The organism is Ensifer sp. NPDC090286, assembly GCF_044769565.1.
Classification (GTDB): Bacteria; Pseudomonadota; Alphaproteobacteria; order Rhizobiales; family Rhizobiaceae; genus Ensifer.
On the sequence record NZ_JBIVYF010000015.1, the window covers coordinates 1 to 15,719 of the forward strand.

Annotated in this window: 6 protein-coding genes and 1 pseudogene; 4 read left to right on the plus strand and 3 right to left on the minus strand. The window is 57.4% G+C overall.

The features are described 5' to 3' along the window. Positions 1–98: 98 nt before the first annotated feature. Positions 99–812: pseudogene (locus tag ACIQUG_RS34440) on the plus strand (RHE_PE00001 family protein); the annotation flags it as partial. A gap of 56 nt (positions 813–868) precedes the next feature. Here ACIQUG_RS34440 and ACIQUG_RS34445 read toward each other — a convergent pair. Genes ACIQUG_RS34445 through ACIQUG_RS34455 form a run of 3 tightly spaced genes read right to left on the minus strand, consistent with a single transcriptional unit; the run spans position 869 to position 6,484 of the window. Further along, entirely contained in the window at positions 869–1,594 is a 726-nt protein-coding gene (locus tag ACIQUG_RS34445; RefSeq protein WP_402326886.1) for a PP2C family protein-serine/threonine phosphatase, read from the minus strand. After that, positions 1,584–3,050, minus strand: a complete 1,467-nt coding sequence (locus tag ACIQUG_RS34450; RefSeq protein ID WP_402326887.1) for a hypothetical protein — start codon at positions 3,048–3,050, stop codon at positions 1,584–1,586. The genes ACIQUG_RS34445 and ACIQUG_RS34450 overlap by 11 nt, the downstream gene beginning before the upstream one ends. Then, entirely contained in the window at positions 3,047–6,484 is a 3,438-nt protein-coding gene (locus ACIQUG_RS34455; protein ID WP_402326888.1) for an AAA domain-containing protein, read from the minus strand. The genes ACIQUG_RS34450 and ACIQUG_RS34455 overlap by 4 nt, the downstream gene beginning before the upstream one ends. 382 nt (positions 6,485–6,866) lie before the next feature. Here ACIQUG_RS34455 and ACIQUG_RS34460 point away from each other — a divergent pair, with 382 nt between their 5' ends. From ACIQUG_RS34460 to ACIQUG_RS34470, 3 genes are read left to right on the plus strand one after another with little or no spacing between them, the layout of a single operon-like run. Then, a complete protein-coding gene (locus tag ACIQUG_RS34460) occupies positions 6,867–8,711 on the plus strand; it encodes a hypothetical protein (protein ID WP_402326890.1) in 1,845 nt (614 codons plus the stop codon). Between the two features lie 2 nt (positions 8,712–8,713). Then, positions 8,714–10,255, plus strand: coding sequence for a hypothetical protein (locus tag ACIQUG_RS34465; RefSeq protein ID WP_402326891.1), 1,542 nt, complete (start codon positions 8,714–8,716; stop codon positions 10,253–10,255). Continuing rightward, the gene (locus ACIQUG_RS34470) at positions 10,252–15,699 is read left to right on the plus strand and encodes an FtsK/SpoIIIE domain-containing protein (RefSeq protein ID WP_402326892.1); all 5,448 of its coding nucleotides are present in this window, start codon (positions 10,252–10,254) and stop codon (positions 15,697–15,699) included. Before ACIQUG_RS34465 ends, ACIQUG_RS34470 begins: the two co-directional genes overlap by 4 nt. The last annotated feature ends 20 nt before the right edge of the window (positions 15,700–15,719 follow it).

The following is a 15,719-nucleotide window of genomic DNA, read 5'->3' on the forward strand; positions in this document are numbered from 1 at the left end:
CCCGGCCAGCGCCGGGCCGGCCAAGCGCTGAACTACATCACCAGGGGGTCAATATTGGATGCCGATAAGGGGTGATTTTTGGACGCTGATTGACATCCGGGGTAGGGGAGGGGCTCGAGGTCGGCTCAGAGGATCCGCTGGCAGCAGAACTCGCGGCGATCGACGCGGTGCTCGCACGCGCCGACGCGGCGATTACGGAAGTGCGGTCGGCCGGCTGGCGTGCCAAGCGGGAAAAGGATCCGCTGGTCTACGATCTCGACTGGGACGAGGATGAGCGGCTTGAGGAGTGGTGCGTCGTGTTGGCGGAAACCGAAGACCTGCCGCCGGTGCTGCGGGCCATCGTGCTGCTCGACGCTTGGAATGTGCTGCAGGTGCTTGAGCATGCCGCGTGGCTCGGCCGGCTGCTGGCAGCATCGATCCTGCGCGACGCCCGCGTCACCACTGCCGCGCATCTCGCCGCCATCAATTTCGGCCTCAAAACCATTACCGTCGACCGGCGCCGGAGTCGCGATCGGGAAACCCGGCTGCTGGCCATCGCTCATGGTTTCGCCGCGGCCGCCGAGATCGGACTGAAGGAGCATGACCGGCTGGCGCTCGCGAAAGTGATGATGGAACGGAAATTGACGGGAAGAAGAACGTCTTCAAAATTGCCGGAACTGGTCGATCTGGTTATAGGGCGGCCGCTGGTCTCGGCCGGTATGGTCGCCGAGACGCTCGACGTCACGCCGCAGGCGGCGCGGCGAATCGTTTTGGAACTGGGCCTTCGGGAGATGACGGGGAGGGGGAGGTTTCGGGCATGGGGTGTTAATTGATACCCAGTTTCACTGCACGGGCATTAAGTGCCGTAACACTGCACTAGACGGAAAGGTCATGCAATAAAAACAACGGATACATTGTCGTCGCCACCCGCGTCCAAGGCAGCGGCGAGTAGTGCGTCGGCAGGGTTATTCGGATTTCTCACTACTATGTTTGCGATCTCGTCATCAGCCAGGAGATCCGACAGGCCATCGGAACATAGTAGTAATGGTCGGTCGAAAGCCGTTCCCTTTTGCATTACGTGTGGTCGGATCGGCAGGCGCTTTGTCGAGCCACCAAGTGATTGCGTTAGTGCATGGCTACGAACTCCGCGAATCGATGCTGTGTCATCTTTGCTGACCTGCAGCAGTCCTTTCGGCTCAACAACATATGCCCTGCTGTCACCTATATTGAAGAAGAAGGTGTTGCTGCCGCAGAACTTTATGCCGACGATAGTGCTACCCATCCTTGGGCGCCCTCGCGGATCGAGCATAGATACGAATACCTTTTCGTTAGCTTGTTGGAGAAGGGCCTCCAATTGTTCCTTCGAGTTGGCGCTATCAATGCCGCCGAGCATATGTTCCACGACAATCTCACTGGCATACTCTCCAGCGTCGTGGCCTCCCATTCCGTCAGCTATGAGGGCCCATCCGCGTGATGCCGATATCTTGCCATGCCAACTTCCGTGGACCGCGCTGCTCTTCCATCCCTGAACGGCAATGCGATCTTCGTTGTTCGATCGCACGAGACCCACATGGCTAGATGCCCAAACCTCCCTGAGGGCAAGGCTATCCCCCATGGGTACCTCCCAGGAGGTGGGTCATGGCGCTTCGTATCGCGTCGACATATTCAGGGCGACGTGTAACTACGCCCTCCACCCGCCTAAAGCCGGATCGACGGACCATTTCCCCAAGAAAAGGCCTGTTCGAAACCACCGCCAGATCATTGTCCTTGAGCAGAAAGAAGATTTCTTTCGGTTTTGTTTGTGTCAGCCGAAGGAAGCCCTTTACTGACCTGCGAGTCAATTCGGATAAAGGGTCATATGTGTTGCCCTGCCGCGGTTCGCTTTGAGGTGCAACCATTGAATAGATTTCGATGTCCACTTGTTGTGATATCAAGCTATCTACGTCTCGCAGCATGAAGCCGTTAACAATGACGGATTGGACGCCTGCCGTCGATACGACCAACTTGCTGGCCGCTGTCTTCAGCGCCTCCTCAAGCAGCTCACCTTGCTCGTACGGCGCCAACGTGCGAACTGGAAGGGCGTCGATACCGTGCTGGGCAACCTTGTGCCTTTCTTTCGCCGCTAGCAAAGCAGCATGCGCAGGATTGGCCCTTCGGGGCCGGGTGTCGGATTGAACAGCCGGAGCGATCGAACGTACCTGTCCACGGGCAGTAGCCTCTTCCAATCTGAGAGCACGGATATCCTCGGCGTGCGGCAAGGCCGCAACTATACTTCTCCCAACCAGGCGATCGAGGCGCCTTCGTCCTTCCGATTCCTCTATTACCTTGACAAAGCCCATTTTCCTTGGGCCGCCGTGTTCGGCGAATGCTCGCTCGTGCGGCTCCGACAGTTTCCCGTCAAGAGCAAAGCCAATCTGTATTTCCTTTCCCTTCTCTGCCATGTAGACCAAGGCAATGGCCTGCCGAAACACATTGCTGCGGCGGACAATCCGCTTCAGGGCGAGAACGTTGCGTCGAAAATCTTCCCCGCCCTGCCGGCGGATTACTTTAGTCACATCAGGAATATTGAGTTCGCTAATCGTTGGAGGATCTGCGGGATAGGGTCTGATCTCGACCGCTCCGCCGCTCTTGAGTTCAGATGCCCTGACAACGCTCTCGCCCGCAAGACGGATAGGCAGTCTCTGTATCCCATCATAGTCAATTACAAGCATCTCTTCCTGGGGGATTTCCTCGCGCTCGATTAACAGCCTTGCGTTGCCAGCATTAGTCAGCTTGAACGATTGGAAGTCCGTCGAGATCTGCCTCGCCACAAAGCCTTCTGCGACGAGCGTATCGATGGTGCTCTTGACGATATCAGGCTTCAGCCCGAGCATTCCGGCAATTCTCGTCTCCTGCGTTTCGCCTAATGATAAGCATCGCATAACAAATTCGCTGATTGTTGGAAGTATCCGATGTGAGGTCGTTACAGCTTCGATGGTGAGACGGAAGATAGGAAGACCCACCTCCCCATAGTCGATCAACCGGAAACCTTCTCGAAATTGGTAGGCCCTTGCAACATCTTCCGGGCTCATGAAAGGGTCTCCGTCTCACAGGTTTCGTCGTTCCTGTCTATGTAGTCAATTACTTTGCGAAAAGGGTTGATACCTTCAACTGACCGGCAGAACATCTGATCCCCAACGATGACGAGTGCGCTCTTACCACGGGAAAGAGCTACGTTAAGCCGGGGCTTTTCCCGCAAGAAGCCGAGTTGATTATTCGAGTTCGAGCGAACGACCGAATAGATGCAAACATCTGCTTGCCGGCCCTGGAATGCATCGACGCTGTTGCAGGTGACTTCCAAATCGGACCACTCCGCCAGACCCTGGGAGTTCATTTCACGCAACGCAGCCACCTGGCCGGTGTATCCGGCAATAACGGCAACCGAGATCTTCTTCTTCTGTGCCTTGGCTAAAAACTGAAGACGCTGCAGGATTCCCCGAATAGCGGCGACTTCGGACTGGTTACTGTAAGTCTCGCCTTCTTTCTTTTCACGCCTGTTGGGGAGGTTGTGAGTCGAATACCAGGTAACTGGTCTTGGAAAAGCGCTTGCGAGCTTCAAGCCGTGGGACATCTTTGGGCTATCCAGTCCACGATCGTAGAAGCACTCGCTGATCAAATCGCCAATAGGCTTGATCATACGGTACTGATTGCGGAGCTTGGCTCTGTTAGCATGTGGCAATCCAAAATCTTCCTGCAGAAAGCGATCGAGCAACGTCGATTTCACTTCCGAGCTATCGAAATTCGCAAGCAGTTGTTCCCCGAGATCCTCAAAGAAAGGCGGAAGCTGTTTTGGATCGCCGACAACTATCCATTTCCGGCTCCTCGACATCGGAATGAGGATTTCCGTCGGTGTTGCCTTCGAAGCCTCGTCGACAATGCAAAGGTCGTAGGCTACGTCCTCCATACCCTGGACGCTTGCTATACCTACGCAAGTGCCGGCGATGATTTGTGCCGACGACAACATTGCGGCATTGAAGTCGGAAGATCTTCCAACTCGCAGCTGCCAATCCTCCAACAGAGAGAGCCGCTCACGGCAAGCATCGACCAACGGACCCGGGGCAAGAAAATGGATCGCCCAATCGGCCAATTCCGACCTATCGGTCGAATGAGCTAACGCCTTGGGGTATTCTCCCATTTGTTCGAGTTCACTGCGCAGCGCCGCTTGCTCGCGTCGACTGCGCTGCAATTCCGCTTGAAGGGCACCGATTTCGCTATCGAGCTGCGTTGTTTCCTCCTCCTGCTCCTGACTGGTCTGTGCCGGAGGGGTTCCCGTCTCGCTGTTTCCGTCCCGCTCCTTCTTTCGCCGCTCGATTTCCTCGACCGTGTCTTCTTCCCGCTTCAGGAGTTGGATCAGTCGTTCCACTTTGATGCCGATTGCCACAGCATGCTTGTCTACACCTACTGCCGCAGCCCACTTCTCGAGGTCTTCTTCTGCTGCCTTCCGAACTTCAGCTATCCAAGCATCCACCCGCCGCGACAGAAGCAGCGATTTGCTTTGCTCCGAAATTCTCGGCTCATCGGCCCTACCGATGCGGATCATGTCCAGTTCGGGGGCTATACCTGACACTTTTTCAAGGACGTTATCCAAAGCTATGTGTGTCTGAGAGGACAGGAGTATCCGATCGCCTGGATTGCGTTTCAGCCATTGGAGGACGATCTCGGTAATCAGCGTCGTCTTCCCGGTGCCTGGGGGGCCTTCGATAGCGAGGATGTCTTCCACGCCAAGCGCTTGTTCAAGGATCCGCCGCTTTTCATCGTCCAAGGATTCAGTATCCCCATTAACTGATAGGTCATCGGCCCTTTCCAGTTCAACAGAGGTGAGGGGTGTTGCAGTAGACGGATTGAGTATGAGTTGCTTGAGCCTTGGGCTAACCGCTCTGTCGAATAGAACAGCATCGAGCGCTTGAGTCTGGTGGCTGAGAGCCTTCTGGGCTGCAATTGTATTGATGGCGATATCGCCTCGCCTTGGCAGCCGGGCGGCGTCGCCGAAGGTCACAGTCATGGTTATCTGGTTGAATGCGACGCCGGTGATCTTGCCGCAGACACGACCGTCCGAAAGTTGAACGAGCCTATCCTGACCGATTAGGTCGTCGCCATGAGCAAGTTCCGTGGTAAACACGACCTTGTCGCCCGACCGTTTCATGTCGACATATTTAATGGCGTTGCTTTTTCTTGCTTCATGATCGGCACGGTCTCGGAGATAGCTTCTCCAGACCCGGAAAATTCGTTGAGTGGCTTTTGCTCGTCTCTCTTGCTCGTATTCTTCGCAGGCTGCCTTCGCTTCCACCAAGAGCACCCGTAACTGGCGCCCGGCGTCCTCCGGGTCCGCAGGACGGCCAAACGAAAAGCGCAGAGGGCGGTTGAATGCGGCCTCTCTCAACTCAGAGGCGAGGCTTGCGCCGATCTCGCTAGCGCGTTCTACAAACAGAGCCTCTCCACTCTTGCCATCGATTGCCACCTGGTAGCGCCATGTCGCGCCAACGAGCGTTATCTGCAACCCGTCGGCATCTTTATCGCCCTTCACCCCTAGTGCAGCGCACTCGGAAAGATCCTCAAGCACAAATGCTTCGATTGCGCTCTGGCTGTCGGCCGATAGTCGCTTTTCCAAAGCAGACCTAACCCTAGGGGCGAGCAGAAGGTATATGTTGATCTCGGCGGCGTTGTGATGATTAACCTGCGCCTGCTCGAGAAGTTCCTTTAGGACTGAGGCAAGCGGGGGCCTGGCCGATGGGTCGGCGTCCAGGCAACGCTCCAAGATCGGTCGGATCTCAGCAGGGAGAGGAGCCTCCTGCAATCCAGCCATAAGCTCCTCTTCTTTGTCGAAAATTCGGCCCGTTACGCAAGAGATCGCAACAGCTGCAAACGCGTAACAGTCTCTCGTGAACTGATAGGGTGGATCTTCAGGGCTTGACGGGGTGTAACCCGGCGTGTGGTCGAAACGGAAGGTCAGCCCGGATAACGGAAGCCAAGCACTATTATTGTCGGTCAACTTCGAAATGCCATAGTCAGCAAGTTTCGGCGTCCTGCTGGCATCGATGAGAATGTTCTTCGGTTTGATGTCGCGGTGGACGACCTGATGCTTTTGCGCGAAGGCGACACCCTCAAGGAGGCCGTGCCCAAAACGCTGCCAGAAAGAGTTCCAACTGATTGGACCTTCCTGCTTTATGACGTCCTCTAGATTATCCTCAATCCATTCGAGAACGAGATACCAGTTCCTGTCCTCGTCTATGTCTGTGGCAATCCACTCAACAATATTTTTGTGCTTAATGTTCTGCAGGAACGTTGCTTCCCGCGTGAAACTGGCCATCGCACGTTCGTCGTGAGGACCGAATTTCACCCGCTTAATTGCCACGAGATTTGTAGATACCTGGTCGAAGGCCTTGGTGACGGTTGCCTGAGCCCCGTATCTGATATCAGCAGTGAGGAAATAACGGCCTCCCAAGATGGAGTTTCCGCCGTTTGCCATTGCATCCTCCGAGCGCGTATTGATCGTCAACAGATGGGCCGTGGTCGAGCCTACCAGCGGTTACGGCAATGGTATCCGTTTAGGGAAACTTCAATTAGCCTCGCTTTTTCTAGAACGGAATGCTTGAGCGTTTCAATTCTTATGGTTGCACTCCTCACAACTTTGCATCGAGGATGGCGCCGACAGTGCTCGACACTTGTGGCTATTCCAATCGGATGTTTCGTTGGCGAGTAGCCCAAGAGATCGAGCTGGCGTCGCAATCTTCTCAACTTGGAGCATCCCGCACCGCGCTGACTGAGACGCTGGCGAGAACTGTTGCTAAATAAGTTGATCGAATCAGTTCTTCGACTACAACTTAGCCGGAAACTCGGGGGCGGAGCTTTTGTCGGAAACACCTTCTACTCATGCGTGGATACGGTTTTTAAGGAACTACGGGCCGATCCCCACCAATGACAATATGTATGATGAGACGATTCAGCGCGCCCTGCGACGTCATAAGATCCGGCCGATCACGCTCCCCGCGCCGCTTCGCGACGAGCTCGTTGAAAATTTTCGCGGCCCCTCCCCAGGGTCATACATCATCACCGGTACAGCAGGTGATGGAAAAACATATCATTGCCGAGAAGTCTGGATCGAACTAGGCGGCGACGCGAACCTCTGGAACCAAGGCGACAAGGTTCAGCGTTTGGACCTTGTCGACGGCCGCTTACTTGTCGTCGTCAAAGATTTGAGCGAACTGCGCGATGACGAAAGTGCATCGCTTATCGCAGAATTCTCGGCCGATATCGCGAACCCAGCCGCCTCAACATCCTACCTCCTTGCCGCCAATCACGGGCAGCTCCTCGAGAAATTCAAATCGGCGCCGAAGACGTCTGAGATCGAACGGGCCAGCCAGGTTGTCGAAGACCTCTTGGTAACCGGGGTGACGAACGACGCGGGAATTCGTCTCGAACTGAGAGACCTTAGTCGATCTCCGGCGGCCCAGATGGTGACGGCGATAATCGAGGCGATGACCGAGCATGAAGGTTGGCAGGGGTGCGACAGCTGCTCCGGGCGCGGCGACGGCGCAATCTGTCCCATCTTCGAAAATCGCCGTCGGCTCATAGGCGTCGGCGAAGAGGATCCATTCAAAAGGCGACTAGCAGCGATCATTGAACTCAGCGAGCGTAACGGGAGCCATTTTCCGGTGCGTCAACTACTGGCCCTGATCGCCAACAGTCTCCTCGGCCATCCCGACGCCCGGGACGGCTTGATGACATGCGCCGACGTGCCTGCGCTTCAGAACGCCGGACATCTCGATCTTGCGAGCATCTACCGCAACATTTTTGGCGAAAATCTGAAGCCAAGCAGAGCCGAGAAGACGGAGCTTTTCCGTAAGCTCAATGCGTTCGGGATCGGTGCGGAAACGAGCAACCGGGTTGATAATCTGCTCGTCTATGGCGCTGACGATCCGGCCTTCAAAGCCGACTACGATGAACTTGTCGTCTCGGATCCTGTGTACGGGGCGACGGCCGCCTTCACCAGTGCTCAACGCACATACCTCGAGGGCGCTGATCCTAATGAACGCACCGCTTTCCTTGGAGCGCTTCGCGCACAACGGCAGCGCCTGTTTTTTATGATGCCGGAGTCGAAGATCGACGAGTACGATCTCTGGGACCTCAGCGTGTTTCGTTACGCGGGCCTGTACCTCGAAACGGCGCAGACAATCTCCAGCGGACAAGCCGCTCCCCGGCAGGCGGTCAGTATGATTGTCCGCGGGCTGAACCGTATCTTCACGGGGATGTTGGTTCAGAACCAGGATGAGCTTGTGCTTGCGACGTCTGGCAGCTTTTCGCAGTCGAAACGCAGTCCGCTGCTCGATGAAATTATCTCGGTGCCTCGAGCGAGCGGCGAAGAGGTCAGCATTGTTCCGGACAAAGCCGGCCAAAACTTCGGAGTCTCGGTGAAGCTGGTGCGAGGCGGCGAAGTTCCGCCCGTGTTCCTGGCATTGTCGCCGACCAGGTTCGAGTTTCTCGGGCGCGTCGCCGAGGGTGCCCTGCCCAGCAGTTTTTCGCTTGAGTGCCACGAGGATCTACTGGCCTTCAAAGCCCGGCTGCTGCGGGAGACCGAAAACCGCCGCAAGCTCGATGGCGATGACGTGACCGCAGAGGGAGAACTCGTTCTGCGGTTTATCGACATCAATTCCGATGGCCGCGCTCAGCCGCGACGCGTGATCGTGCGAGTATGACAATGGAATTTCTTGATCGCCCTACCCAGTTCGAAGAACGCACCGGTCCTGCGTATTGGATCGACGAAGCGATCTGGGGACATCGCCTTCATGACGAGCAGTCACCGTGGCTAACGTTTCTCGAGTTTCTGACGGTGCTCCTGTCGGAGCACCGTGAAGGGCGCGCACTGCGCGAGGAGGTGTATAACAGCCTCTCGTATAAGCCACAGCTTCAGCTACGGCTGCGCAACCTCGTGTTCAACAATCCGCATGTTATGACTGTTCGCGCCGAAGCTGGGTCAGACGACGCGGCATGGTCGCTTTGGCTCGATAAGATGGCGGAAACGGCAGGCGGCATCGACAAGCCTGATTTCAAGTATCTTCGCGATCGCTTCGAAACGTTCGACGATTTCGCGGCCGTCTTGAGCTTCCTTCAAGGCTCAGCGATTGAAGGGGCGAGCAACAAGCGATGGAGCTCCAAATTCGTCTTCCCGTTTGGGCCGCATTCTCTGTTCGAAGACGTCAACGTCAAGCCGAATGGCAGCGTCTCGAACGATCGCCGCTTTTTCGCCCGCACCGGCGAAATCCTCTATCTCATGTTAAGCAGGAGCAAACACACTCACGAGCTTCGCGCCTTGCTGACCTCCCGTTTTCTGGATCAACCGGCACGCTATGATGCGATGGCGCGCGCGCTCCAGGGAGACATCCAGCTCGCCAAGGCGGAACGTGGGGGCGCCTATCTGCCATGTTCGCGGCATCCTGTCTTCGATCGAATGGCGGAAGATTGGCTTTCGATCCTGAAGTTGCCCATCCCGGGCCACGACGCAGTCCCGCACCTTGTGACCACTGCTGGTCTCAATTTGCTTCTTTATCAACTCGATCGGGCCAGAGAGCTGCTTGATCGTTCCCCTGTCGAACTCGTTTGCGAAATCGTCTCGCCCAAAAAGTCTGTTGTGCGGGATCTGTCGGCCGACTCCTATCAACACAACAACATGCTGCCGCAACTGGCGATCGAGCGATTTATCATGCGCATTGCCGAGACGCCGGCCTGGATGGCCGCGGCTGCATCTGACGAACCCGTCTTGAGGGCCAGTGACCTGATGCAGCGCGAGTTTGGATGGCCGGACGGGGACGAAGACGAGACTGTCCGTGATCCGAAGCAACTGCTTGACGAGCTGCTCAGGAAGGCCACTACCCGTCACAAGCAGCACGTGGGCAAAATTCATGCGACGTGGTCGCGGGCAATCGGACTGTCGTCACGTCGATCGAGCCGGCGCGTGCGCTACGCACCGACCGATCGGTTGCTGAAGACCCTAGTCGTCGCCTGCGTGGATAACAGGCTAGAATTTAAAGATTTCCTGGCGCGCTTGCATCATCGGTACGGGATCGTCATCGGGGATGCGCAGGCACGATCATTTGTCGATGCCGGGACCGCGGACCAAGAAGACTTTTCGGACAATGCCCATCGCCTTGAAGAGCGATTGGCAAGCCTGGGTCTGCTGAGACGCCTATCCGACAGCTGCGCCTACGTCGAAAACCCATTCCAGAGAGCGAGAGCCGAGTGAACCCCTCTGATCTCATTGGCGCCGCCGGCGCGACATCGATCCGTTTGCGCCTTGACGCGCTCTCGCCGGAAGATGGCATGGCGCGATATCTTCTTGATCGTCTGACCGGCGAGCAGGTCGCTGCAATCACCCAGGCATTGCTCACCGATGCGAAAGCCACAGAGCTTCTGAACATTGTGTTGCCGCGCAGCCTGGTTTCACCCTTCGGGCTCCCGGAAAGCGTGATGACGGACGAGCGGATGGTCGCGATCCGGCACGCCGACTATGACCGCCCCGCACTTCTTTTTGCCAACACGGATGAAGACCAAGGTGCCTCTCTCGGGGATGTAACCCTGATCGGCGCGAAACAGCTGACGGAAGAGCCGGGGCCTTGGGTCGAGGCTGCCGCCGCTGGCCTTGGTCTGAGCGAAAGCCAGATCACGACTTGGATAGCTGCGTTGAAGGGGCTGGCCGCGGCCGATGACTGGACGCTCCACCAGATTGCAACCTATGTCGCCATGACCCGGACGCGTATCGAAACCGATGCGGTACCGGTCACGGATGCCCTCGGATGGGCTTTGCCGGCGTTGCGCCTGCCGCGCGACAGCGGTTACTTCCTGGGGCTTGGCGAACGCGATCGCGAAGTCCCGCGTCGGTGGAAAAGGCTGTACGAAAAGCTCGTCGCCGAGCGCAAACCTTTGATGGTCAAGCAGCGTCCCAATCGCCAGCTTATCGAAAATGAAGAGTTGAGAGAGCAGTTCGCGGAGGTGCGGGACGATATCCCGGCGGAGGTCCATCCTGCCATCGATGCTTTCATTGAGGCCGCGCCAGGCTGGGGCCCAGAAGCAGAAGCGCTCAGCCTCTTCGAATGGGAAGCTGAGAGCGTTCTTCAGCTGTTTTCCGGGATAAAGCTGAAGAAAACGTCGCTAGCCCAGGAGACAATCAATTTTTTCGAGTTCACGTTTCCCGACCGACTGAGTCCAGCCGACAACGAATACCTCCGCGTTCTGAAGGGACGATCGCTGAAGGAGACGCGTGAGGACGATCGCGAATTCTTCGAGGCCCACAGGGATGATCTGGGGCAAGACAAAGCTTTACGGGTGAAGTGGGAGCGCTTCGTCTTCGGTCGCCCGATCGAATGTACCGATTTCCTTGAAGGCCTGCTGCGGGTCACCGAACGTCTCTTTGGCCAGGTGAACCTCGGAGGCGGGCCCCGTAAATTGAGCATTAAGTCGGCCAGACGATCGCGTAACCAATGGCTTGACCTCAATGCTGACGTTGGCCTGTATTTCGGCCTGCGCTACCGAGGGCTGCCGACGCTTCTCGGCGCAGCCGTCGAATGGGACGTGCCCCATCTTTTCAGCTACGAAGAATTGCTTGATCGCGCGAAAGCACGTCAAAAAAAGTACCGGCGAAACGAGTCGACGGCGCGAAGTGCCTTGCAGATCAAATTCGATGTGGCGCTAACAGCCGGACGGGAGCGGGCAACCGTTCAGCTCGTGTGGACCGCGCAGCAATCCGCCATCGGTCTGGAACTGCCGAAGGACCTCGGCCGCCTCATCAAGCGACCGTTTGGACGCAGCAGCGTCGCGCGCCTCTCGGTTAGTCGAAAGGGCGCCCTCCAGTCGGTATCTCTCAGTGATACGGGAACGCTGCAACCGGCCTTCGGGCAGGATGCCGGAACGCTTATCCCACGCACGAGCACCGGTATCGACCTTGCGAAGCTCTTTCCAAAACTCCTCAAGGAAGCAAAAGATGCCGGCCGGATCACACAGGCGGGCGCTGACGACATAGCTGCGGCGTGGAAGCAATTCGTCGCCTTGTATACCGATGCGCTTACATCACTGCAGTCGTCCGGATACGCGTCTGCCACCCTCATCGCGCAGGCTGACGCCTACGGCACCCTGCTGAGCAGTTTGGCCAAGAATGCTATAGGTGATCTTAACCGCCGCGATATCTGGGAGCCGCTGCTGCGGATCGGGACGATCGAAGTACTTGGTAGCGCGCCGTCAGCCATTGTCGCACCTTGGCATCCGCTGCGTTTGGCCGGTGTCACGGCTAAGATGCGATCGGTGGCTGGCTTGGCCGACTATCTCTTGTCGGATGTCGATGTGAACTTCGGCGACTCGCGTCTTTTTTTCAGCGATCTCCGCGACGAACTCAGCCATCCCCTCTACCCTGAAGTGGCCGTAGGATATGACGGCAGCGAGCCTGTCCTGCTCACGGAAACAAGCACGGTCAACGACTACAGTCTGGTCGAGCGGCCTGTCCGAGATCCGTCTGAGGCGACCACAGATGTCGATCCGTCGGAGGCCGCAAGACAGATCCGCGTTCTGCTTGAACGCTATCTCGATCTACAGCCGCATGAGCGGTCGAATCTCAGCATCATGCTCTACAATTGTGATGCGGCCGGGTTGCCGCTCGCAACCGTAAGCGCGCTAAGTTCGGTGCAGGACCAGGAAGAAGTCCATTGCAATGTGCTGGTCCGCCATCGCGACCGCACCCGCTTGTCCGGAGTCTACACCGAACTGCTTGAACGATCGGAAAATGATCCCGATGCGGTTGTGGTCAGCGAGACATCGCGGAACTTCATGTCGAAGCTGCGTATCGGCGTCATGCTCGACGTCGCGGGCGGATCAAAATCGGGCGGAGCACGCGAGATTGACGTAGCGTTCCTGCACGACGTTGTGTCCCGTCAAGCGCGTGAACAGTGGTTTCCGGTTCCGGCTTTGCCGGATAATCCGTCCTTGCTGGAACACGTGCCGGCCCGTTGGTCATACCGGCGGGTCACCGCCGAAGACGAACTCAAGGCGACAAGCTACCTGACGTGCCCGCGTCAGCCAGATGCTGGTTGGGCCTACATCGACGCCGTCGCGAACGTTGTTCGTCGCCAGTCGCACGGTCCAGACGAGCACTATCTGCCGGCCCGCCAGATCTCGTTCCAGGATGGTGGGCTGAAGGGGATGTTCGACGAGGTGCATAAATTGGCGGAGTGGGTCGCTACCTACGACGATCTTCTCGACAAGCGGCAGCTTGCCGCCCAAGGAATCAACGTGATCCGGTATCGTCGCCAACGCACGCACGGCCGCAACATGGTCGTATCGTCGACATCGGAGCTGCGAATACTTCACGTGCTGGTCAAGCGGCGACTTGCGGAACTCTCTTTGGGTCTTGACGACGACCGCCTTGCAGGTCTCGCGCGGCGAATGATCGAAGACGCCAATGCCATATCGGGCGATATCGTTTTGCGTGCGGCCAAACGGGGCGTCTCGGCCGGCGAACTGATCGGTTTGGTGCTGAGCCGGGCGCTTGTCGAAGAGGAGCTTGGCGAGCGAGCAGCCGTTGCCTGGTTCCTCCTCGATGACTACGCGGAATGGCTTGGACAAAAAGAAGAGGGCATCGCCGACATCCTTGGCATCAGCCTCTCGACAGGAGAGGATGGTCTTCCGAAGCTCAGGGCAATCGTGACCGAAGCGAAATACGTCGACCAATCCGGTTTGGCGGAGGCGAGCCGCAAGTCACGCAGCCAGCTGCGACAGACTGTTGCCCGTATCGATGACGCGTTGTTTGGCGATCCCGGACGCCTCGATCGCGACCTCTGGCTTTCCCGCATCTCCGATTTGTTGCTGGACGGTACGGCCGCACTAGGCCAGGCAAACCTTCTCGAACGGGTTCGCGACGGCATTCGTCGCGGTGCTGTCCCGATCGATTTGCGCGGCTACTCGCACATTTTCGTTTCTGGCCCAGCGACCGACGGCAGTTCGCCGGGAGAGCAGGATGAGTTGCCGGAACTTCAGATAGGACTCCAGGAAACGTTCACGCGCGAGGGGCTCCGCAAACTGATCAAGGCTTACGAGGCGAAACAGAGCCTAACCGAACTTCGCGCCCAGCTTGGCGAAAAGCACACTTGGGACTCGGTCAGTTATCGCCATCCGGCGCCTCGGGTTGATTGGACGAAGGCCATCAAAGATGAGCATTTATTAGCTGTTGGCGAAAAGGTCATTAGCCACGACTATGATCAAGACGATGACGAAGGCGATCCCGAAGGGGGTATCGTCGTTGAGGCCGTAGACCCGGGCACAAATGATAATGTTTCGGTTGCCGTGATCGGCGATGGCGACGGTCTCACCGGTGCAGAGACCCAACCCGACTCAGTCTCAGCCAAAATCAAGGGCGAAGACCAGACAACCATCTCAGCTTCGCCTTTGACGAACACGCAGGCCGCCGCTCCGGCTTTGCCGAGCAGCGACACCATTGCTCCGTCGCTCAACAGAACTCCGTTCGCCGGCGGCGAGATCGGCATTGCCGCACTCATCGAAGGTCGCGCTCAGAAAGCTCAAGCAGACTCTGCGGACGAACGTGAATGGTTGGATAGCACTGCACAAAAGCTTCGATCCGCCTTGCTCGGCTATAATCTCCAGGCCAAGATCGTCGGCACGCGCCTGACCCCAAACGCCGCGCTAATCCGGTTCATGGGCTCGGATCGTCTGCGCGTCGAAGACATCGAAGCGAAGCAATCATCCCTTCTGACGACGCATGGACTGAGGCTGATCTCAATCTCGCCATTGCCGGGCGAGATCGTCGTCGGTGTGGCGCGGCCACAGCGCCAGGTCGTTTCACTTTGGGATGTTTGGGGCCGGCGGGAAATCAATCGCAATGCCGCGGGAGTGAACACGTCGTTCGTGCTCGGTCTCAAGGAACTTGACGGCGATATCCTCTACCTAAATCTCGGTGGCCCATTCGCTGGTGGGCAACAGCATGAGCCCCACACGCTCGTCGCGGGCGCGACGGGATCGGGGAAGTCCGTGCTGATCCAAGCGCTCCTCCTCGACATCGCTGCGACCAACTCCAGTGATCTGGCGCACATCCACCTGATCGATCCGAAAATGGGTGTCGACTATGCGGCAATCGAGAGGCTGCCGCATCTGCAGGGCGGCGTGATTGTCGACCAAACGCGGGCGGTTGAGGTGATGGAGGGTCTCGTCACAGAGATGGAGCGCCGCTATGAGCTGTTCCGGTCCAAGGGGGCTCGAGACATTCGAGCATTCAATTCCAAAGTCGGGCTCTCGGAGCGGCTGCCATACGTCTTCCTGGTCCATGACGAATTTGCGGAATGGATGCTGACGGAGGATTACAAGTCTGCCGTGACATCCAACGTTTCGCGCTTGGGCGTGAAGGCACGCGCCGCCGGCATGCATCTGATCTTCGCGGCGCAACGGCCCGATGCCAATGTCATGCCAATGCAGCTACGCGACAACCTCGGCAACAGATTGATCCTGAAGGTTGCGAGCGTCGGAACGTCCGAGATCGCACTTGGTGTTAAGGGAGCAGAGCAGCTCCTAGGGCTCGGCCATCTAGCGGCAAGGCTCAGCGGTGAGCCAGCGATTATCTATGCCCAAGCGCCGTTTCTGTCCGATGATGATATTGACGCCGTGGTCGACGCAATTTCTCAGTCCAACCAATGAATTCCCACACACCGAGCAAA

Excerpts from the sequence above, each read along its gene's own strand:
- ACIQUG_RS34465 (WP_402326891.1), top strand. The coding sequence starts at position 8,714 with ATGGAATTTCTTGATCGCCCTACCCAGTTCGAAGAACGCACCGGTCCT.
- ACIQUG_RS34450 (WP_402326887.1), bottom strand. The coding sequence starts at position 3,050 with ATGAGCCCGGAAGATGTTGCAAGGGCCTACCAATTTCGAGAAGGTTTC.
- ACIQUG_RS34455 (WP_402326888.1), bottom strand. The coding sequence starts at position 6,484 with ATGGCAAACGGCGGAAACTCCATCTTGGGAGGCCGTTATTTCCTCACT.
- ACIQUG_RS34445 (WP_402326886.1), bottom strand. The coding sequence starts at position 1,594 with ATGGGGGATAGCCTTGCCCTCAGGGAGGTTTGGGCATCTAGCCATGTG.